The following is a 19,116-nucleotide window of genomic DNA, read 5'->3' as shown; positions in this document are numbered from 1 at the left end:
TGGCCGGCATTACGTGATTTCGGTTGCCGGCCAGCGGCCGGCACTACCGGGGTTGTTGCGAGCCCATCGGCAATTGATGGCGGAGGCGTAATGCTGGCCGTTGGCCGGCATTACGTGATTTCGGTTGCCGGCCAGCGGCCGGCACTACCGGGGTTGCTGCGACCTCATCGGCAATGGATGGTGGACCGGCACTGCCGGATTCGTGGCCATCCCGGCGCGGTACAATGCGCGTGTGCCAAGACATCGCTCCACTTCATTCCCTGGCCCCGATCTGCTGAGCGTCGATCGGGAACACCTGCGCCCGCTGGCCGAGCGCATGCGCCCGCGCACCCTCGACGAGATGGTCGGGCAGAAGCGCCTGCTGGCGCCCGACAGCGCGCTGCGCCGCGCGGTCGAATCCGGCCGCGTGCATTCAATGATCCTGTGGGGCCCGCCGGGGTGCGGCAAGACCACGCTGTCGCTGCTGCTGGCCGAGTACTCGGACGCCGAATTCCGCGCCATCTCGGCCGTGCTGTCTGGTCTGCCGGAGGTGCGCCAGGTGCTGGCCGAGGCCGCCCAGCGCTTCGCCGAGGGCCGCCGTACCGTGCTGTTCGTCGACGAGGTGCATCGCTTCAACAAGGCGCAGCAGGACGCGTTCCTGCCGCACATCGAACGCGGCACCATCCTGTTTGTCGGTGCCACCACCGAGAACCCGTCGTTCGAGTTGAACTCGGCGCTGTTGTCGCGCTGCCGTGTGCACGTGCTGGAAGCGGTCTCGCCGACCGATATTGTCGAAGCGCTGGAGCGCGCCCTCGGCGATCGCGAGCGTGGCCTGGGCGGGGAGGGGATCGAGGTTGCGCCGGAGTTGCTGCTGGAAATCGCCACGGCCGCCGATGGTGACGTGCGTCGTGCGCTGACCCTGCTGGAAATCGCCGCCGAGCTGGCGGGCGGGGAGGGCGGGCGCATCACGCCGCAGACCCTGACCCAGGTGCTGGCCGACCGCACCCGCCGCTTCGACAAGGGTGGCGAACAGTTCTACGACCAGATCTCGGCGCTGCACAAGTCGGTGCGCAGCTCCAATCCCGACGCTGCCCTGTACTGGTTGACCCGCATGCTGGATGGCGGTTGCGATCCGTCCTACCTGGCACGCCGGTTGACCCGCATGGCCATCGAGGACATCGGCCTGGCCGATCCGCGCGCGCAGAGCATGGCGCTGGAGGCCTGGGACATCTACGAGCGGCTGGGCAGCCCGGAAGGCGAGCTCGCCTTTGCCCAGCTGGTGCTGTACCTGGCCAGCACCGCCAAGTCGAATGCCGGCTATGCGGCGTTCAACCAGGCCAAGGCCGATGTGCGAGAGAGTGGCACCGAGGAAGTGCCGCTGCACCTGCGCAACGCGCCGACCAAGCTGATGAAGGAGCTGGGCTACGGCGCCGAGTACCAGTACGACCACGATGCCGAGGGCGGCATTGCGCTGGACCAGACCGGCTTCCCGGATGCGATGGGCGAGCGCGTGTACTACAACCCGGTGCCGCGTGGGCTGGAAATCAAGTTGAAGGAAAAGCTGGATCGCCTGCGCGCCGAACGCGCGTCGGCGCGCGCCGCCAAGGGTCGTTGATCCTGCAGCTGGAAGCCGAGCGATGCTCGGCTGCACATTGTTCCGGGATCCGCGGTTTGGCACACTGCGCGGCTTCTCTTTATCAAGGATCGATGCCGTGCAGGAAATGATTCTGCCGTTGAAGCGTTACGCCCAGTTCGAGGGTCGTGCCAACCGTCGGGAATACTGGATGTTCCAGCTGTTCATCCTGATCATCTCCGCCGTGCTGATGGTGCCGCTCATCACCGCGCTGGTGATCCAGTCCGATGGCCTGGGCATCGCGTCGATCATTCTGTTTACCGTGTTCTGGCTGGCCACCCTGCTGCCGGTCATCGCCGTCACCGTGCGCCGCCTGCATGACTGCAACCAGTCGGGCTGGATGTACCTGCTGGCCTTCATTCCGTTCGGCGGCCTGGTGATCTTCGTGTTCACGCTGCTGCCGGGCACGCCGCAGGAAAACGCCTACGGTCCGGTGCCGACCGGCCCCTGACCCCAGCAGGTCCACGCCACGCGTGGATGCGCGCGCCGATGACGCTCGGCAATGGTCGCGCGCGTGATACACAGTGTGACGTTTGATCGATGTGATAATCATTCGCGTTTGAGGTAGACTGCGGTCCCTTGTGAACCGGCGGCCCTGGGCCGCTCCTGCCGCCGCTGATGAAGCATTTCGTCCTGCCTTCGCGCCGTGGTCCGCTGGCCCGCGGCCTGGCCGCCTTGATGATGGGTCTGCTCCTGGCTACCCCGTACGCACATGCGCAGCAGCGCAATCCGCTGCAGAAGATCGGCCGCACCGTGCTCGATGAGCCGGCTGCCGCCTATCGATTCGAACATTTCGTGGTGGACAGCCCGGACCAGCAGCGGCGCTGGCGGGTCAACCTGGCGATACCGGCCAAGGCCGGGAAGGCGCCGCTGCCGGTGCTGTACGCGCTGGATGGCAATGCGGTGGCCATGGTGCTGGATCAGCCGCTGCTGGCCGAGCTGGCTGCACGCAAGGCGCCGCCGGTACTGGTGCTGATCGGTTATGACAACGACCTGCGCATCGATTCCAAGGCACGCACCCGCGACTACACCGCATGGATCGACCGCGCCGACGATGAGGGCGGTACGACCCAGGCCGTCGGCGGTGGCGCCGCGGCCTTCCTCGATGTCATCGAGCGCCGCATCAAGCCTGAAGTCGAGCGTCGCGCACGCATCGATACGCAGCAGCAATCGCTATGGGGCCACTCGCTGGGCGGGCTGTTCGTGCTCAATGCGCTGTACACCCGTCCGGCCGCGTTCCAGTCCTACCTGGCGGCCAGTCCGTCGCTGTGGTGGAGCCAGGGTGCGGCGCTGGGCGACCCGGAACAGCAGTTCGTGCAGAACGTGCATGGGCAGCCGGCAACGCTGTGGCTGATGCTGGGTGGCGCCGAGCGCGTCGGCGATCGTGGCAAGCGCGACATGAACAATCCGCGCGTGGTCGCCCACCTACGGCGTATCGGCGGTGCCACGCCGGATGCCGCGATGCAGCTGTCCGAGCGGCTGGGCAAGGTGCCCGCACTGAGTGTCCATTACCGCGAGTTCGATGGCCTCGGCCACGGCCCGATGCTGCCGGCCTCGTTCCATGCCGCGCTGCATGAACTGTACGGCGTGACCGATCGCAGCGCCGGTGACGGCGCGCCCAATGCGGGTGACAACAGCGCCGAATGAATCCCTTCGCACGCAACTGCGTGCGACCCCACTACCCAGGCGTGACTGCCGATGTGCAGCGGCCCAGGCAACCGATGAATCCCGCGCCCGCTGGCGCGGCCTACGTGTGCAAGGAGCCTGCCATGTCGTTCCGTCCGTCCTTCCGTCTCACTTCCCTGGCCGCTGGGCTGTTGCTGGCGGTCACCGCCAGCGCGCAGCCGGTGTTCGACCAGCCGGCCAATGCCACGTTCAAGGGTGAGGTTGTCTCACGCGGTGAGAACGTGGTTCCCGGCAGCACGGCCGACGTGATCGGTCGCGGTTTCGTGCCTGGCCAGAAGGTCAGCCTGCTGCGCGGCGACAGCGTGCTTACCACGCAGCCGCTGGTGGTCGATGCCGATGGCAACTTCAAGACCCAGCTGAGCATCCCGGCCGATGCCGTGCCGGGCACCCACCCGGTGGTCGTGCGCGCCAGCCAGCCGGCCGCGGCCACGGTGCTGAAGCTGCGTGTTTCGCCGCAGCTGCCGCTGTCCGGCCAGGCCGGCTTCGCGACCCAGTCCAACCGGCTGGTGCCGGGCTTGTACCAGTCCGCCTACAGTGCTGCCAGCAACGCGGTGTTCGTGACCTCGGCGGTGGGCCGTCCGCCGGTCACCCAGTCGCAGCTGCTGAAGCTGGACCCGAAAACGCTGAAGGTGACCAAGGCGATCACCCCCGCACAGGTGCCGGGCAGCAGCAACGGCGCGGTGTACGCGGTCTACGGCGTGGGCGTGGACGATGCCAACGGCAATGTCTGGGTGACCAATACCCGCCAGAACAGCTTGGCTGTGTACCGCCAGAAGGATCTGTCGCTGGTCCACCAGTTCCCGGTCGATGCGGTGCCGCACGCGCGCGATGTGGTGGTCGATGGCACCCGCGGCAAGGTGTTCGCCTCGGCGACGGGGGAAGATCACCTGTCGGTGTTCGACGCGAAGACCTTCAAGGAACTGCCGGCGGTGACGCTGGAATCCGGCGTGGATGACGGCAAGTTCACCCCGATGAGCCTGGTGCTGGACGAGAAGGGCGGCAAACTGTTCACGGTCAGCATCGGCACGCCGGAGGCCGCGGTGATCGACGTGGCCAGCGGCAAGGTCGACAAGGTCATCGACCTGGGCAATTCGATCAGCGCTTCCGGCGTGGCGTTCGACGCGGCGCGCAATCGCCTGTACGTGGCCTCGCAGGGCACCGACAACCTGCTGATCGTTGATGTGGCGGCCGGCAAGGTGCTGCATGACGTGGCGGTCGGCGCAGGCGCACTGAACGTGGCCTTCGATGATGCGTCCGGCCTGGCCTATGTGAGCAACCGCGGTGCCGGCACCGTCACCGTGGTCAATGGCGACGGCAAGGTGGTCGCCAACCTCGATGGCGGCACGCTGCCCAACCATGTCCGCGCCGACGGCAAGGGCAATGTGTTCGCGGTCAACAAGTCGCGTGGTGCCGAAGATCCGAAGGGTGACCGCATCACCCGGATCACCCCGAAGCAGTAAGCCATCCGGCCGGGCGGCGGCTGCGCTGCCCGGCCAGCAAGGAGAACGTCCATGAACATCGCATCCCGTCTGCGCCTGTGCGCACTTCCCCTGGCTGTTTCGCTGGTGCTGGCCGCCTGCGGCGGTTCGTCGGCGCCTTCGGACCCGGCCAAGCCGGCCGCGGCAGCGTCTGCGCCCGCCGCCGGAACCGCACTGCCGGAAGGCTGGCAGCGCGTGGCCGGTGCCGAGATGCCGGTGGCGCGCGATCAGAAGGCGGCGCTCCCCGCCAAGGTGCACTCCGATGACGGTGCCGACGTCGAGGTGACCGACACCAGCCGCATCATTGCCGGCGGTGACGATGTGATCGCGGTGATCGAAGCGCTTGGCCTGGGCGGGCAGGTATTCGCTGCGCCGACCAACACCACCACCCAGGCGGGGCTGGCGGCACCGCATCAGTTCCTGTTCAACCGCACCACCGGCGTAGAGGGCGTGCTGAGCCTGAAGGGTTCGCTGTTCCTCGGCAACAGCCTGCGCCGCCATACCGAGTTGGCCAAGAAGCTGCGCGAAGTCGGCGAGCCGGCGGTGGTCATCGACGACCTGCAACCGGCACCGGACAAGGTGCGCAAGGTGGCCGCCGCGCTAGGGCTGGCCGAGGCAGGGCAGGCGCTTGCCTCGCAGGTGCAGCGTCAGCTCGATGAGGCTGCAGCGCTTGGCAAGGGCCTGGGTCATGCGCCACGAGTGATTCACGTCTCGGCCACCGGCGCCGGTGGCTCACCGACTGTGGCAGGTGCCGACAGTGCGTCCGCGCAGCTGATCGCGCTGGCCGGCGGCGTCAACATCGGCACCGAAGCGGGAGTGAAGAACTACTCGCAGCTGAGCAATGAAGGTGTGGTGGCCGCCGCTCCCGACGTGATCCTGGTGACCGAGCATGACCTGCAGCTGTTCGGCGGTGCCGAAGGCCTGTGGAAGGCGTATCCGACGCTGAAGCAGACCCCGGCCGGCCTGGCCAACCGGGTCTGGGTGATGCCGGATGTGCAGCTGAAGTACACCAGCGTCGGCTCCGGTGCGGGTGCACTGGCGCTGGCCAAGGCACTGGCGGCGTTGCCGAAGGCATGAGTCCGGCGGATCGGCGCCGCCGTCGCGGGCGGGTGATGTTGATGGTGGCGTTGCTGGCACTGCTGGGGGCGGTGCTGGCGTCGTTTGCGGTGGGGCCGCTGCGGCTGCCGCCCCTGGAGGTGATGCAGGCGCTGGCGGTGAAGCTGGGCCTGCTCGATCCGCAGGCGGTCAGCAGCCGTGACCTGGCGGTGGTCTGGCAGCTGCGCATTCCGCGCGCCCTGCTCGGAGCAATGGTGGGGGCAGCACTGGCGATGGCCGGTGCCAGCCTGCAAGGGCTGTTCGGCAACCCGCTGGCCGATCCGGGCATTGTCGGCGTCAGCCAGGGCGCAGCGCTGGGCGCGGTGGCGGCCATTGTGCTCGGTGCTGCCGGAGCCGCGGGCTGGCTGGTGCCGGTGGCGGCCTTCGCAGGCGGCGCGCTGGCGATCGGCCTGACCTATGCGCTGGCCCGTCCCGGCAAGGGCACCGGCAACGCCACCCTGCTGCTGGTCGGCATCGCGATGGCGGCGTTCTGCTCGGCGCTGATCGGCTTCCTGACCTACATCGCCAGTGAAAGCGAGCTGCAGTCACTGGTGTTCTGGCAGATGGGCTCGCTGGCGCGTGCCAACTGGGCCGACGTGGCGGCCGTGGTGCCGCTGTTCGCGATCGGTGTGCTGGCCCTGCAGCGGCTGGCCACGCCGCTGGACATGCTGGCCCTCGGTGAGCGTCAGGCGCAGCATCTCGGGCTGGACGTGACCCGCACGCGCCGGCGCCTGGTGGCCTTCAGTGCGCTGCTGGTGGGCGCAGCGGTGGCCTTTGCCGGCTCGATCAGCTTCGTTGGCCTGGTGGTGCCACACGTGGCACGGATGCTGGTCGGCCCAGGCCATCGCTGGTTGCTGCCGATGTCCGGCGTGCTTGGCGCGCTGCTGATCGTGGTTGCCGACACGGCCGCACGCACGCTGGATCCGCCGGCGGAGATTCCGCTGGGGCTGTTCTCGGCGGCGCTGGGCGCGCCGTTCTTCCTCTGGCTGGTGCTGCAGCAGCGCCGCAAGGCGGCGTCATGAGCGTGCTGTTGAGGCTTCACGAGGTGGTGGTGCGGCGCCAGCAGCGCGAGATCCTGCATGGCATCTCGTTGGCATTCGAGCCGGGTACGGTGACCGCACTGGTGGGTCCGAATGGCGCGGGCAAGTCCACACTGCTGGCCGTGGCGGCCGGGGATCTGCGTGCCGATGCCGGCGAGGTGAGCCTGCTGGGCAGGCCGCTGGCGGGTTTCAAGGCGGGCCCGCTGGCACGCGAGCGCGCGGTGATGCCGCAGGAGCATGGGGTGCGCTTTGCCTTCAGCGTGGAGGAAGTGGTGGCGATGGGGCGCCTGCCGCATCCGCCGGACCCGGTCGTGGATGATGCGCGCGTGGAAGCCTCGATCGATGCTGCCGAGCTGCAGGCGTTGCGCCTGCGCGAAGTGCAGCAGCTGTCGGGCGGCGAATCAGCCCGGACCACGTTCGCGCGCGTGCTCGCACAGGACACGCCGCTGCTGTTGCTGGACGAGCCGACCGCGGCCCTGGACCTGCGCCACCAGGAGCGCACGCTGCGCAGCGTGCGCGCCTGTGCCGAGGCCGGTGCCTGCGTGATCGTAGTACTCCATGACCTCAACCTGGCCGCCGGCTATGCCGACCGCATCGTGCTGCTGGAGCAGGGCAGGGTGGCCGCCGATGGCACGCCGCTGCAGGTGCTGACTGAAGGCAATCTGCAGCGGGTCTACCAGCAGGATGTGGTGGTGCTGCAGCATCCGCGGCGCGGTGTGCCGTTGGTGGTGGTGACCTGATCACACTAGTCTGTTGGAGGCTCCGCCCAATTGGATGTCTGCAGGGTTGACGTGGCCCCTCGCCAACGGAAGGGCTGCAATGAGAAACACCAGCTGTCCTGGCGCAGATATCGACGTGAACTAGATTTTGGCCCTTTGCATGTGCAGCAGGGGGCGGTCTCGCCCCGCGCGGAGGCGGCGTCGATGCTATCTGGTCACTCCTTGCGCCTCGCTCGTATCGTTGGTGGCGGCGCCTTCCCGGGATGAAGTCGAATCCGGCTGAGCGGGTTTGGGGACAGGGCCGGGAGCCAGGCTTTTGCCGGTTGACTCATCGATCAGGCCGAGCACCTGTAGTGCGTCAGCCACCGGATGGGCTCGGTGCCTATAGTGATACAGGCTTATGGCGGAGGCGCCAGCGCCCACGGCGTAGAGATCACAATAGGTGGCAATATCCGTTACGAGCTCGATGGCGTGCCCGAACTCGGATCGCCATTTTTCCAGCTCTATGTTGAATTTCTCGCTCTGATCGGCCCGATCGGTGGTGAGATTGGCCGAATTTGAGGTAGTCCCTCGTGCTCCTGCTACGGCGGCACGGTCGAGCTTCGACAGTACTTCGGCCTTTCGGGTCATTGAATTGAAGTATGTAGAGGCTGAAGCGTCTTTGCGATACTGCAATTGCCGCGCGATGGACGTCTGCATTGACCGGTCGAGCTCCAGGACCAGAGCGTCCAGGTGTTTCTCAAGATATGCCAGGGCTTCTCGTGCTCGCGCTTCGGCAAGCTGGGTCTGCACAGCTTGCAGCTGACCTGCTGCGCTTTCAGCCTGGTCCGAGGCGTGCCGCGTTTGTTCGTGCATCTCCAGGCGTTGGTGTTCCAGTGCGGCCCGGGTGTCCGCCGCCTCTCTTCGCGTGATTCGAAGCGTCTCCAGAACCATGAGGACGGTGACGATGCCCACCAGCGGATTGAGCAGCCCCCCGAGGAAATCGCCGAACTGTCCCCACGAGTCCGGGTCTCCGAGCGGATGGCTGTGAAACCGGATCAGATAGGCCGCGCCGAGCGCGATGGCGGCCAGGATGATCAGCCAAGGGTAGAGGCGGGGTAGGCGGCCTTTTGCAATGAAGCGCTGCACGCGGTAGCGCAAGGAGTGCTGGGGAAGTAGGAAGGGGTTTGAATCGTCCATGATGTATCGCAAATACGGAGGCATACCGGTAGCGGCGCGGCATCCTCGTTCTTTAGGTCAACAACGGAAAGGTGGGCTTGAGGCCGCGCGTGCCGGTCGTCAAGCACCAGGTAACGTGGAGCAGGTGCGTACCCAAGCGCCGCGCTCCGCGGCAGGGGCGATTGGCGGCCCGGTCCGTATCGCGGCAATCGTTTGCGCAAGACGCAAATGCCGCACCGCCTGATGCCCCACATGGCGCCTTGGGCATAGAGGCATGAGACACTATGCCGGTTTGGCTTTCTTCAATGGACTGATGCAATGATCCGTACCGTTTCGCGTGGCGTGCTGCTGGCTGCCATGGTCGCTTCCGTCTGTGCCGCCAACGCGGCATCGACCTCTTCGGTATCCCTGGTCAAGGCGGCCGACCAGGCCTCGCTGATCGAGAGCCGGCATTCCGACCGGGACGGTGCTGCTGTTGTGCCGGTATCAACCCGTTACTTCGCCAACGAGGAAATGCTGGTCAGCTGGGAAGACCAGCAGGTGCTGATGCTGTGCAGGGAGGCGGTGTACCTGCAGATTCCTGCCGGCAAGGCGGGTAACGTGGCGTTGGCCACCGAGCAGCGGCAGATGATCGCCTACCAGGCAATGCTGTCCGGGATGGGCTCGCTCGCGGCCGTGGCCGAGGCGGCCGGCGACGCGGTGGTGGTGGCCGACGATGGCAGTGAAACCCGACGTGCCGGGGAAAGCCGCTGGGCCTATGGTGTTGAACGGCATGAGGTGACCACCCAGCGCCTGGCCGATGGCGCTTTGCGGGTCCGGGTGCGCAAGACCGAAACCGTGAACAACGCGACGCCGGCGAAGCCGGGCGACATGTTCAGCACTGAGGACGATCAGGCGGCACGACTGGCCGAGCTGGCGCCGGTGGGAAGCTGGACCGAGGTGGTGATTCATGGCGCTCCGCGGCAGCCGCAGGTGGATCCGGCGATGTCACTGAAGGGCTGGATCTCGATGGGGGATGACCGGCCTGCGACGGTGGCCGAGGCCCGCAAGCTGCATGAGTGCAACTGAGGGCATGCAGCGGTCGGAGCCCTTTGCCGTGGGCAAAGGGATCTGACCCCGATCTTTGTCGGCTTCATCGTTCCATCCATGTGTTCAATATTCACTTGCGCGCCAGATTGGCAGGTCTAGAATGCGCCCCATGAACCGGATGCCGCTCCTGAAGTTTTTCACCCTGACCCGCGCAAGCGCGGAACGGGCGTGTCTGCCTGGAGCCCCACGAGGCCGTTGAAGCGGCCATCGCTGGACCTTCGACAGAGCGCCCTCCGGGGCGCTCTTTTCGTTTTTGGTTTGTTTGGTCGACTAACAGTCGACCCTACCCAGTCGACCCTGCCTAACAGTCGACCCTGCCGGTCGACTCTACCCAGCCGGCCCCGCCCGGTACCGCAAGGAGAACGTGCCATGCACCAGATCGCCGAGACCGAACGCTAGCCGCGTGCCCTGTCGCCAACCGGGGTACGCGGCCCCTGGAGTTGGCTTTGCAGGAACACTCATATGAACACCCAAGTTCTTTCCCGCCGTCGCAACCTCGGCATCATTGCCCACATCGACGCCGGCAAGACCACGCTGACCGAACGCCTGCTGTGGAAGAGCGGCGAGATCCACCGCGTCGGCGAAGTGCACGATGGCAACGCGACCACCGACTTCTCGGCGATCGAGCGCGAACGTGGCATCACCATCGGCGCGGCTGCGGTACAGGCGCAATGGGCGCCGCGCGGCCTGCCGCCGCATCGGCTGACCCTGATCGATACGCCGGGCCACATCGACTTCGCCATCGAGGTCGAGCGCTCGCTGCGCGTACTCGATGGCGCGGTGGCCGTGTTCTCGGCCGTGGATGGCGTGCAGCCGCAGTCGGAAACCGTGTGGCGCCAGGCACGCCGGCACCGCGTGCCGCTGATCGCCTTCGTCAACAAGATGGACCGCGTAGGCGCCTCGTTCGAGCGCGTGCTGGAGCAGTTGCAGGACAAGCTGCAGGCGCAGCCATGGGCGCTGGGCGTGCCGCTGGGCAGCGAAAGCGACTTCAGTGGCTGGGTTGATCTGGTTGATGAGCGCGTGCTGCAGTGGCCGGAGGGTGCGGCCGCGGTCATCACCGCGTGGGACGACGCGGCGCGAAGCCAGTGGCAGGGACGACGTGACGCGCTGGTGGCGGCCGTGGCCGACCACGATGAAGCGTTGGCCGATGCCTGGCTGGAAGGGCGCGTGATCGATGCGGAGCTGCTGCGGGCCGCGATCCGGCGTGCGACGCTGGCCGGCGCCGGCGTGCCGGTGTTGGCGGGCGCTGCGTTCAAGGACAAGGGGATCGAAACGCTGCTGGATGCGGTGGTCGATTACCTGCCTTCGCCGCTGGACCGGCCTGCGGTGACCGCGGAAGGCGAGGCGGGTGATGTAGTGCTGGCGCCGGACCCGGACGGTCCGTTGGCAGGGCTGCTGTTCAAGATCACCCATCAGCAGCACGGTGCGCTGAGCTTCGTGCGGCTGTACTCGGGCACCTTGAAGGTTGGAGATGCCGTGGCCAGTTCGCAGCATCCGCAGGGACGGCGCGTCAGCCGCCTGGTCAGGGTGCAGGCGGACCAGACCCACGATATCGAGCAGGCCGTGGCCGGTGACATCGTCGCGGTGCTGGGCTGGAAGGATGCGGTCAGCGGTGAAACGCTGAGTGGCCGTGCGCTGCCGCTGCGCCTGGAAAGCATCCAGGCGCAGGCGCCGGTGCTGGCCTGGCGGCTGGAGCCGGCGCGGGCGGCGGACCTGATCCGCATGGCGCAGGGGCTGGCCAGCCTGGCCCAGGAGGATCCGTCATTCCGCGTCGAGACCGATCGCGACACGGCGGAAACCCTGGTCTGGGGCATGGGCGAGCTGCACCTGGAGGTGATGGTCGAACGCCTGCGCAGCGAATGGAAGGTCGAGGTAGGCGTGGGTGCACCGCGCGTGGCCTATCAGGAGACGCCGATGCGCGCGGTGGCCAGTGTGGTGGGCCGGGTGGTCAAGCAGAGCGGCGGCCAGGGGCAGTTCGCGCACGTGGTGCTGGATGTGGCGCCGCGCGAGGACGACCAGGTCGTGTTCAATGACCGCATCGTCGGCGGCGCGGTGCCACGCGGCTTCATCGCCGCGGTCGAGAAGGGTGTGCGTGCTGCGCTGTCGGAGGGTCCGCAGGGGCATCCGGTGGTCGGCATCGAGATCAGCCTGGTCGATGGCCAGACCCACGCCAAGGACTCGTCGGAGATGGCGTTCCATCGCGCCGGTGCGGAGGCGATCAGGGCGGCCCTGGCCGAGGGCGGTACGCAGCTGCTGGAGCCGGTGATGGCGGTGACGGTGCATTCGCCGTCGGCGTCGGTGGGTGATGTGGTTGGCGACCTCAACCGGCGCCACGGCCGCATCGCCTGCATCGAGGACCAGCAGGGCCGGGCCGAGATCAGCGGCTTTGCGCCGCTGGCGCAGCTGGTGGGCTATACCACTTCGCTGCGCTCGCTCAGCCAGGGCCGGGCCAGCAGCGAGGCGCACCTGCACGGCTACGAGCCGGTACGCGCTGCATGAGGAAGGTGAGGGGAGCCCGTTCGCGGGTTCCCCTTTTTTGTGGGCGTTGATGGGTTCGGTATCCACGCGTGGCGTGGATCTGCTGCAAAGATGGGTTTCGTATCCACGCGTGGCGTGGATCCACCGCGAAGCGGTGTGTGAATATTTGCACTGCATTGCAGCAAAAATGCAGAAAAAGCTGGATTAAAGTGATGCCTCACGATAAATTGCGCACCCCCCGTTGCTCGCCGCCGCCCGCACCCCTCTCATGCGTGATGACAAAGACCCCGGAACCCTGGAGCTGACCCTGCCGCGCAAGCGCGGTCGTCCGCCCAAGTTCGGGTACGCCATGAGCGATGCGCAGCGCGCCGCGCGCTACCGGGCGCGCAGGGCGGGTCAGGCCAATCATGCCGATGTGCGTGCGTGCAGCGACATGGTGCTGCTGGACAAGATCCGCGCGGCGGTCAGTGCCCGTGATACCGAACTGGCCGGGTTCCTGGTCCATGTGTTGTGGCAGCGCTACCCCCTGCAGCTGAAATAGCCCTTCGGTTGGGGTGGCCGTTGTCATCGAGCTTGTTGATAATGCGGGATTCAGGTTGTTCCCGCTGGCGCGCCCGGGATGGCAGGCGCGCATGATCGAACGGTTCCCAAGATGACCACCACCAGCGACACCACCACCGAAGCGGCGCCGAGCAGCGCCCCCCTGTTCTACACCCGTCCGGTGCCGCTGCAGGCCGATGTGCACGCCGATCTGCGCATCCTGCCGGGCAGGCTCGAGTTTGCTGCGGGCAACAACGCCATTCCGCTGGTGCTCGGCGAGTTCTCGCTGGCACTGCACCACTTCCCGATCCTGTTCGCCGGCCCGACCGCGGTGCCGATGGCGGCCGTAGGCGTGTCGGAACAGAACCTGTTCATCAAGGACGGCCTGTGGGAAGACGAGACCTATATCCCGGCCTACCTGCGTCGCCACCCCTTCATCTTCATCGACACCGGCGCGGAAAATGACTTCCTGCTGGGCATCGACGAAGAGAGCCCGCGCGTGGTCAAGGGCGGTGACGAAGGCCAGCCGCTGTTCGTCGATGGCAAGGCCACCGACATGGTGCAGCAGGCACTGGAATTCTGCGGCCAGTTCACCCGTGAGCACGAACAGACCCAGGCCTTCTCCAAGGCCCTGATCGACAACGGCCTGCTGGTCGAGCGCAACGCCACCGTGCGCACCCCGGATGGCCGCGAGTTCAACCTCAACGGCTTCCAGGTCGTTGACGTGGAGAAGTTCGTCGCACTGCCGGAAGCCACCGTGGTCGAATGGCACCGCAGTGGCTGGCTGGCGCTGATCCACCAGCACCTGATGTCGCTGGGTCGCTTCAACGACCTGACCCGTCGCCAGGTCGAGCGCCTGGCCGCCTGATCAGGGTTGACGCATGGCTCCCGCGGTGCGGGGGTCATGCCGTTCCTGCGGCTGTTCCGCATGCGTCGCGCGCCGGTCCATTCCGGCGCGACGGCGCAGTGCGCACCCTTGTGGCAGGCCGCCTGCGTGACGGCCCGTCCGTAGCCGCACGGCACCTGCAGCCTGTTGCAGCATCGGCCTGGATCAGGCCGGTTTTCCCGTGGGCTTCTGCACTACGGGCGCCATCAACAGAGTCAGCAGCATGGCGTCGCCCTGCGTGGCGGCCTCGACTCCGGTCGCCTCCAGTTCGTCGATCAATGCGTTGATGCGCGCAAGCCGCGCGTCGTCGGCACGGAAGGACAGGTGCCTCACTGTGCAGTTGCGTTGCGGCCCTTCAAAGCGGGCGGCCGCGTGGCTGGCCGCCGCTGCAAAGGCGCGCAGGGTGGCGGCGACCGTACTGGTGGCCACGCGGATGAGGCTCTTGCGGCCCGCCGCCGTGCGTACCGCGTCGCGCGACGAAAGCTGTTGCGAAACCACGGCGTAGACCGCCTCTGGCCGGCGGCCGGTGCCGCGGTGTCCGCTGATGCGCACCAGGCCGTTCTTCTGCAGATGGGCCAGGTGGTGGTAGAGCGCGGTCGCGGGGCGCCCGAGGCGCTCGGCGAGTTCGCGCGTGCTCGCCGGGCCGTCCGCATCCAGGCGCTGCAGGATCGCCATCCGGGCGGGCGAGGCCATCGCGGCAAGCTGGGTGGGCGTCAGCGTGAGCGGGGGCGACGGAAGGGGGCTTGCTGCGGATCGGCTCATAATTCAAAATATAGCAACAATTTGAATTAATGGGTGGCCCGACAATGCGCGCAGCACGTTCCTGGATCGCCTTCGGAGGCCTGCTGATCGCGACGATCAGCAGCAGCGGGTTTGCCATTGCGGCGCAGGGCACCCAGTATCCTGCGCCAGGTAAGGTGCCCGCCGCGGTGGACGCTGCAACGCTGCGGCGGATCGACGACGGCGTCGGCCAGGTCATGCAGCGCTTCAATGTGCCAGGGGCCGCCGTGCTCGTCCTCAAGGATGGGCGGCCGCTGCATGCCAAGGCCTACGGCCTGCGGGACGTGGAGGAAGGCCTTGCAGCCGGCACCGGCACACCCTTCGAGATCGGCTCGATCACCAAGCAGTTCACCGCCGCAGCGGTCGTGCGCCTGCAGGAGGCCGGCAAGCTCAAGCTCGATGATCCACTCGCCCGGTATCTGCCGGATGCGCCGCACGCACACCAAGTAACGCTGCGCCAGCTGCTGGGCCATACCAGCGGCCTGCACGATTACTTCGACGGGCCGGAACAGGAGGTCGATGCGTTGGCGACGCAGCCCATTGCCTTCGATCAACTGATCGCCCGCATCGCCGATCGCCCCCTCGACTTCGCCCCAGGCAGCCGCTGGTCATATTCCAACACCGGCTACATCCTGCTCGGCCGGGTCATCGAAGTCGTGTCGGGGGAGCCGTACGCGGACTATGTGCGCCGGCATCTGTTGCAGCCGCTGGGCATGCACCACACCTTCAGCCTCACCGATCGCGAGCGGTTGGATGGCATGGCCGTAGGCTATCGGCATGAGGGCGGTGTCCTGCGCCGTTCGCCGTACTTCCACCCGGACTGGAGCGGCGCTGCCGGCTTCCTGGTCAGTACGCTGGACGATCTTGCGCGTTGGGATCGCGGCCTGGCCGAGGGCCGCGTGGTCAGCAAGGCGGGACTCGCGGAAATGACGACACCGTTGCGGACCGCTGATGGCGACAGCACCGATTATGGGCTTGGGCTGTTCGTCAATTCGGTCTATGGCCAGCGCCGGATCGGCCATACCGGCGGTTCGCAGGGCTTCACCACGGCCGATGAGTACTTCCCGGACCTCGGGTTGCGGATCATTGCCTTCACCAATCTGGGCGACAAGGCGCCGGAAGCCGGGATTACCCTGACCAATGCCGTGTTCAGTGCGCTCCATCCCGACATCGTGGCTGCGTGGAGCCGGCCCGCAGCGGGTGAGGATGCCACGGTGACGGCGCGTGCGCGTGCGTCATTCGAGCAGCTGCAGGCGGGAAGGGGCTATGCGGATTTCAGTGACAGCCTGCGCACGAAACTGGATGCCGGGCTGGGCCAGGGTCTTTCCAGGGCGATCGGTTCCTACGGGACGCCGGCATCGCTGATCTACAAGGGCACCAGCAGCAGCGAGAAAGGCACGATGTTCAACTATGTGGCAACGTTTGGCCCCGGCGTCTTCATGCCCTACCGGGTCCGCATCGACGAGCAGGGCCGGGTGGCCGGATTCGCGCTGGATTGACCGCGGACGACTGCAAGGAGGCTGCCGGCTGCGGGCTACGGCCGCAGCCGGCGCCGCGTCGCTGCGCGCGCTTCCGGTTTCCCGCGGCAGAGCCCGCGCTGCGGGTACTAGGGCTCGCGTACCGACTGCGGCACCCGCCTCAGCCTGGCGGTGTCGTAGCCCATGGCCGCGATACGCTGCACCGCCTGCTGGTAATCGCTGTCCGAGACCTGCGGAGTGCGCGCCATGTACCAGACATAGTCGCGCTTGCTGCGCGCCACGATGGTCTGCCGGTAATCGTCATCCAGCCAGGCGATGATGTACTCGGCCTGGATCGGCCAGATGAACTGCATGCCCCAGACTGCGCCGTTGCCTTGCTTCTCGACCCGGCCGATCGGATGCATCGACTTCTGTGGCGCCTGGAAGCTGCCCTTGCGATAGGTGAATGTGGTCTGGATGCGTCCGTCGGGGCGCAGCGCGTAGCTTTCCACGGCGTCAAAGGCGTCGCGCTCGGGCCATGAAGGAATGTGAGCGATCAAGTACCAGTCGCCCATGAAGCGCGGCACGTCCACCGATGGCGGACGTGGCAGTGGCCGCGTATCGCTGGAACTGCAACCGGCGCCGAACAGGCCTACCGCCAGCAGGGGAAGCAGCGGGAACATGCGCATGGGACACCTCAGTGGGGGCGGAACAGATAATGGGCCACCAGCCATTGCTGGCCGTCGTCGTAGCCGAACAGTTCGGCACAGGCCATCCAGAACATCCGCCAGCGCTGCCACCAGATCTTCGCAGCGGCAGGGCCGTAGGTGGCCACCAGGATCGGCATCACCTCGCTACGGGCGGCATCCTGGTTGGCCAGCCAATGGTCGGCGGTGCGCTGGTAGTGGGTGCCGTCCAGCAGCCAGCGCTGCTCCAGCACCAGGTCGCGCTGGAAATGCAGCAGGGTATCGGCGGCAGGCATCAGGCCGCCGGTGAAGAAGTGGCGGCCCATCCAGTTGTCGCCACCGTTGGTCTCGAACGGGTACATCATGCTGCGATGGGCAAAGATATGCACGAACAGCGCGCCATCGGGCTTCAGCCAGCGTGCGATACCCGCCAGCAGCTGCTGGTAGTTGCGCACATGCTCGAACATCTCCACCGACACGCAGCGGTCGAACTGGTGTGCCGGCAGCTCAAGCGCATTGACGTCGCAGGTCAGTACCTCGATGTTGCCGAGGCCGCGGGCCTGGCATTGCGCCATGATGTGCTGGCGCTGGCTGTGTGAATTGGAAATGGCGGTGATGCGCGCCTGCGGGTAGCGCTCGGCCATCCACAGTGTCAGTGATCCCCAGCCGCAGCCCAGTTCGAGGATCTGCTGGCCGTCGGCCAGGCCGGCACGCCGGGCGTACAGCTCCAGCATGGCCTCTTCGGCCTGGTCCAGTGTTTCGTGTCCACTGGGGTAATAGCAGCTGCTGTACTTCAGGCGCTTGCCCAGGCAAGCCTGGAAGAAGGCCGCGGGGACTTCATAGTGTTGCCGGTTGGCGGCATCCACATGCAACGCCAGCGGACTGTGCGCCAGTTCGGCAATGCGCTGGCGGAAACGCGCCGATTGCGCCTCGATCCCGCCTTCGCTCTCTTCATGCAGGCGCTGCGCACACAGGCGGCGGATGCCCGCCCGCAGCGCGGCATCGGGAACCAGGCCGCGTTCGGCCCAGGCGATCAGGCCGGTTTCGGTTTCTTCGGGCGGATCCAGTGACTGCAGGGCGCTCATGCGGAATGCTCCTTGGAAGGGCGGGGAAACCAGGGGAAGAACATCGGCGTGCTGCGCTGGTAGTTGCGATAGTCCTCGCCGCGGCTGCGCAGGGCCTGCTTCTCGGTGAACGGAATGCCGCTGAGGTAGCGCAGGAACACATACATCAGCAGTGGCCCGGCCCAGGCCAGCCACCACAGCGGGGAGCCCACCGCCAGCAGTACGTAGCTGAACCAGTGCAGCCATTCGAAGAAGTAGTTGGGGTGCCGTGAGTAGCGCCATAGCCCGTTACGGCAGGTGCGGCCCTTGTTGGCGGGGTCTGCGCGGAAGCGGGCCAGCTGGCGATCGGCAAGGGCCTCGCCGCCTACGCTGGCCAGCCACACCGCGACTGCGGCGATCCCCCAGGCTGAGAGCCCCGGGCGCGGGTTTGCCGCGACCGCGACGAAGGGCAGGGCGAACAGGACCACCAGCAGCGCCTGCGCCATGAAGAAGCCAAGGATCTTGCCCTGGTGGCCGTGCCAATGTTCGCGCAGATAGCGATAACGCCCGTCCTCGGCTTCGTGACGGACCCGATGCCAGAGATGCAGGGCAAGCCGGCTGCCCCACAGTCCCCCCAGTACGCCCAAGGCAACGCGTGGCGCCAGCGCGCCTTCGCCGAGTATCGCCAGCAGCAGGGCCGACGCGCCCACGCCTTTGGCCCAGAGCACATCGACTACGCCGATATTGCGGTGGCGGCGCTGCCAGGCCCAGCCCCAGCTCATCACCAGCACTGCGTACAGCAGGACCCAGAACAGAGTGATCATGGCGATGCTCCGGCCAGTGGGGGTTGCGGCGTGGGATGGGTTCCGCGGCGCGCCGCCTGGCACAGCAGGGAAAGGGCGATGCTCCAGCCGATGCCAAGCAGCAGCACGCCCTGCCATGCCGGTGCGTTGAAGCGCACCGCGTCGAAGCCGCGTGCGGCAGACAGGTAGGCCAGCGGTGCGAGCAGCAGGCCGAACAGTGCCGGCAGTGCGGTGTGACGCTGCAGGAAACGCATCGACGTGGTCAGTGTCATCGCGAACGCTGCCCACAGCGCCATGATCCACGGCGGCGGTGCCCAGCCGAGCGGAGCGGCGGCATAGCGCAGCGCGCCGCTGGCTGCCGCGCTGGCATCCACCAGCCAGGCGCAGGCCAGCGCCAGCAGCATCAGGCGCAGGTCCAGCTTGGGCTGCGGCGAGGTGAGCAGCTGGCTACCGACGTAGAGCGCCGCCGCCAGCAGCGCGGGCCATTGCCAGCCACGGCCCGCGCCGGCCACGGCACACAGCCAGACCAGCTGGTTTCCGAGCAGGTTGGCCCAGAACCTGAGCAT

The 19,116-nt window shown here is 67.0% G+C and carries 18 protein-coding genes; 12 read left to right on the top strand and 6 right to left on the bottom strand.

Features of this window, described 5'->3' with window-relative positions:
- Positions 1-316 precede the first annotated feature (316 nt).
- From Q0P60_RS08915 to Q0P60_RS08885, 7 genes are all read left to right on the top strand, one after another.
- Positions 317-1,594 (top strand): replication-associated recombination protein A, encoded by a 1,278-nt coding sequence (locus Q0P60_RS08915; protein ID WP_294991337.1) that lies wholly within the window; start codon positions 317-319, stop codon positions 1,592-1,594.
- Positions 1,595-1,691: 97 nt separating this feature from the next.
- A complete protein-coding gene (locus Q0P60_RS08910; protein ID WP_294991333.1) occupies positions 1,692-2,063 on the top strand; it encodes a DUF805 domain-containing protein in 372 nt (123 codons plus the stop codon).
- Between the two features lie 167 nt (positions 2,064-2,230).
- Positions 2,231-3,259: an alpha/beta hydrolase-fold protein gene (locus Q0P60_RS08905; RefSeq protein WP_294991331.1), complete on the top strand. Its 1,029-nt coding sequence runs from the start codon at positions 2,231-2,233 to the stop codon at positions 3,257-3,259.
- A gap of 122 nt (positions 3,260-3,381) precedes the next feature.
- Complete coding sequence (locus Q0P60_RS08900) at positions 3,382-4,758, top strand: YncE family protein (RefSeq protein WP_294991326.1); 1,377 nt, start codon at positions 3,382-3,384, stop codon at positions 4,756-4,758.
- Positions 4,759-4,809: 51 nt separating this feature from the next.
- Positions 4,810-5,853 carry an ABC transporter substrate-binding protein gene (locus Q0P60_RS08895; RefSeq protein ID WP_294991321.1) on the top strand — a complete coding sequence of 348 codons (1,044 nt, stop codon included), beginning with the start codon at positions 4,810-4,812 and terminating at the stop codon, positions 5,851-5,853.
- The gene (locus Q0P60_RS08890; RefSeq protein ID WP_294991317.1) at positions 5,850-6,893 is read left to right on the top strand and encodes an iron ABC transporter permease; all 1,044 of its coding nucleotides are present in this window, start codon (positions 5,850-5,852) and stop codon (positions 6,891-6,893) included. The genes Q0P60_RS08895 and Q0P60_RS08890 overlap by 4 nt, the downstream gene beginning before the upstream one ends.
- Positions 6,890-7,651: a heme ABC transporter ATP-binding protein gene (locus Q0P60_RS08885; RefSeq protein ID WP_294991312.1), complete on the top strand. Its 762-nt coding sequence runs from the start codon at positions 6,890-6,892 to the stop codon at positions 7,649-7,651. The genes Q0P60_RS08890 and Q0P60_RS08885 overlap by 4 nt, the downstream gene beginning before the upstream one ends.
- Before the next feature lie 186 nt (positions 7,652-7,837).
- On the opposite strand, the gene Q0P60_RS08880 is transcribed toward Q0P60_RS08885, so the two are convergent.
- Positions 7,838-8,809 carry a hypothetical protein gene (locus Q0P60_RS08880; protein ID WP_294991308.1) on the bottom strand — a complete coding sequence of 324 codons (972 nt, stop codon included), beginning with the start codon at positions 8,807-8,809 and terminating at the stop codon, positions 7,838-7,840.
- 297 nt (positions 8,810-9,106) lie between these two features.
- Between Q0P60_RS08880 and Q0P60_RS08875 the strand changes: the two genes are divergently transcribed.
- From Q0P60_RS08875 to Q0P60_RS08860, 4 genes are all read left to right on the top strand, one after another.
- Positions 9,107-9,856 carry a hypothetical protein gene (locus Q0P60_RS08875; RefSeq protein ID WP_294991305.1) on the top strand — a complete coding sequence of 250 codons (750 nt, stop codon included), beginning with the start codon at positions 9,107-9,109 and terminating at the stop codon, positions 9,854-9,856.
- A gap of 483 nt (positions 9,857-10,339) precedes the next feature.
- The gene (fusA, locus tag Q0P60_RS08870) at positions 10,340-12,376 is read left to right on the top strand and encodes an elongation factor G (protein ID WP_294991303.1); all 2,037 of its coding nucleotides are present in this window, start codon (positions 10,340-10,342) and stop codon (positions 12,374-12,376) included.
- A gap of 247 nt (positions 12,377-12,623) precedes the next feature.
- Positions 12,624-12,896, top strand: a complete 273-nt coding sequence (locus tag Q0P60_RS08865) for a hypothetical protein (RefSeq protein WP_006366874.1) — start codon at positions 12,624-12,626, stop codon at positions 12,894-12,896.
- Positions 12,897-13,007: 111 nt separating this feature from the next.
- Positions 13,008-13,763 (top strand): SapC family protein, encoded by a 756-nt coding sequence (locus tag Q0P60_RS08860; RefSeq protein WP_294991297.1) that lies wholly within the window; start codon positions 13,008-13,010, stop codon positions 13,761-13,763.
- A gap of 183 nt (positions 13,764-13,946) precedes the next feature.
- On the opposite strand, the gene Q0P60_RS08855 is transcribed toward Q0P60_RS08860, so the two are convergent.
- Entirely contained in the window at positions 13,947-14,474 is a 528-nt protein-coding gene (locus Q0P60_RS08855; protein WP_294991294.1) for a helix-turn-helix domain-containing protein, read from the bottom strand.
- A 113-nt stretch (positions 14,475-14,587) separates the two neighbouring features.
- Between Q0P60_RS08855 and Q0P60_RS08850 the strand changes: the two genes are divergently transcribed.
- A complete protein-coding gene (locus tag Q0P60_RS08850) occupies positions 14,588-16,060 on the top strand; it encodes a serine hydrolase domain-containing protein (RefSeq protein WP_294991291.1) in 1,473 nt (490 codons plus the stop codon).
- Between the two features lie 107 nt (positions 16,061-16,167).
- On the opposite strand, the gene Q0P60_RS08845 is transcribed toward Q0P60_RS08850, so the two are convergent.
- The 4 genes from Q0P60_RS08845 to Q0P60_RS08830 are packed head-to-tail and all read right to left on the bottom strand — an operon-like array spanning position 16,168 to position 19,116.
- Complete coding sequence (locus tag Q0P60_RS08845; protein WP_294991288.1) at positions 16,168-16,707, bottom strand: lipocalin family protein; 540 nt, start codon at positions 16,705-16,707, stop codon at positions 16,168-16,170.
- 8 nt (positions 16,708-16,715) lie between these two features.
- Complete coding sequence (locus Q0P60_RS08840) at positions 16,716-17,789, bottom strand: class I SAM-dependent methyltransferase (protein ID WP_294991285.1); 1,074 nt, start codon at positions 17,787-17,789, stop codon at positions 16,716-16,718.
- On the bottom strand, positions 17,786-18,571 hold the full coding sequence (locus Q0P60_RS08835; RefSeq protein WP_294991282.1) for a DUF1295 domain-containing protein: 786 nt from the start codon (positions 18,569-18,571) through the stop codon (positions 17,786-17,788). Before Q0P60_RS08835 ends, Q0P60_RS08840 begins: the two co-directional genes overlap by 4 nt.
- Positions 18,568-19,116: a DUF2878 domain-containing protein gene (locus Q0P60_RS08830; protein ID WP_294991279.1), complete on the bottom strand. Its 549-nt coding sequence runs from the start codon at positions 19,114-19,116 to the stop codon at positions 18,568-18,570. Before Q0P60_RS08830 ends, Q0P60_RS08835 begins: the two co-directional genes overlap by 4 nt.

The sequence above is a fragment of the uncultured Stenotrophomonas sp. genome (genome assembly GCF_945952405.1).
Taxonomy (GTDB): Bacteria; Pseudomonadota; Gammaproteobacteria; order Xanthomonadales; family Xanthomonadaceae; genus Stenotrophomonas.
Note: the sequence above shows the minus strand (reverse complement) of the source record. Positions and strands in the feature narration are given on the sequence as shown.

What these genes read in the sequence shown, in the direction of transcription:
- Q0P60_RS08880 (WP_294991308.1), bottom strand. Translation starts at nt 8,809, where the DNA reads ATGGACGATTCAAACCCCTTCCTACTTCCCCAGCACTCCTTGCGCTAC.
- fusA (WP_294991303.1), top strand. Translation starts at nt 10,340, where the DNA reads ATGAACACCCAAGTTCTTTCCCGCCGTCGCAACCTCGGCATCATTGCC.
- Q0P60_RS08885 (WP_294991312.1), top strand. Translation starts at nt 6,890, where the DNA reads ATGAGCGTGCTGTTGAGGCTTCACGAGGTGGTGGTGCGGCGCCAGCAG.
- Q0P60_RS08860 (WP_294991297.1), top strand. Translation starts at nt 13,008, where the DNA reads ATGACCACCACCAGCGACACCACCACCGAAGCGGCGCCGAGCAGCGCC.
- Q0P60_RS08835 (WP_294991282.1), bottom strand. Translation starts at nt 18,571, where the DNA reads ATGATCACTCTGTTCTGGGTCCTGCTGTACGCAGTGCTGGTGATGAGC.
- Q0P60_RS08855 (WP_294991294.1), bottom strand. Translation starts at nt 14,474, where the DNA reads ATGGCCTCGCCCGCCCGGATGGCGATCCTGCAGCGCCTGGATGCGGAC.
- Q0P60_RS08845 (WP_294991288.1), bottom strand. Translation starts at nt 16,707, where the DNA reads ATGCGCATGTTCCCGCTGCTTCCCCTGCTGGCGGTAGGCCTGTTCGGC.
- Q0P60_RS08895 (WP_294991321.1), top strand. Translation starts at nt 4,810, where the DNA reads ATGAACATCGCATCCCGTCTGCGCCTGTGCGCACTTCCCCTGGCTGTT.
- Q0P60_RS08865 (WP_006366874.1), top strand. Translation starts at nt 12,624, where the DNA reads ATGCGTGATGACAAAGACCCCGGAACCCTGGAGCTGACCCTGCCGCGC.
- Q0P60_RS08840 (WP_294991285.1), bottom strand. Translation starts at nt 17,789, where the DNA reads ATGAGCGCCCTGCAGTCACTGGATCCGCCCGAAGAAACCGAAACCGGC.
- Q0P60_RS08915 (WP_294991337.1), top strand. Translation starts at nt 317, where the DNA reads ATGCGCCCGCGCACCCTCGACGAGATGGTCGGGCAGAAGCGCCTGCTG.
- Q0P60_RS08830 (WP_294991279.1), bottom strand. Translation starts at nt 19,116, where the DNA reads ATGCTCAGGTTCTGGGCCAACCTGCTCGGAAACCAGCTGGTCTGGCTG.
- Q0P60_RS08905 (WP_294991331.1), top strand. Translation starts at nt 2,231, where the DNA reads ATGAAGCATTTCGTCCTGCCTTCGCGCCGTGGTCCGCTGGCCCGCGGC.
- Q0P60_RS08875 (WP_294991305.1), top strand. Translation starts at nt 9,107, where the DNA reads ATGATCCGTACCGTTTCGCGTGGCGTGCTGCTGGCTGCCATGGTCGCT.
- Q0P60_RS08890 (WP_294991317.1), top strand. Translation starts at nt 5,850, where the DNA reads ATGAGTCCGGCGGATCGGCGCCGCCGTCGCGGGCGGGTGATGTTGATG.
- Q0P60_RS08900 (WP_294991326.1), top strand. Translation starts at nt 3,382, where the DNA reads ATGTCGTTCCGTCCGTCCTTCCGTCTCACTTCCCTGGCCGCTGGGCTG.
- Q0P60_RS08850 (WP_294991291.1), top strand. Translation starts at nt 14,588, where the DNA reads ATGCGCGCAGCACGTTCCTGGATCGCCTTCGGAGGCCTGCTGATCGCG.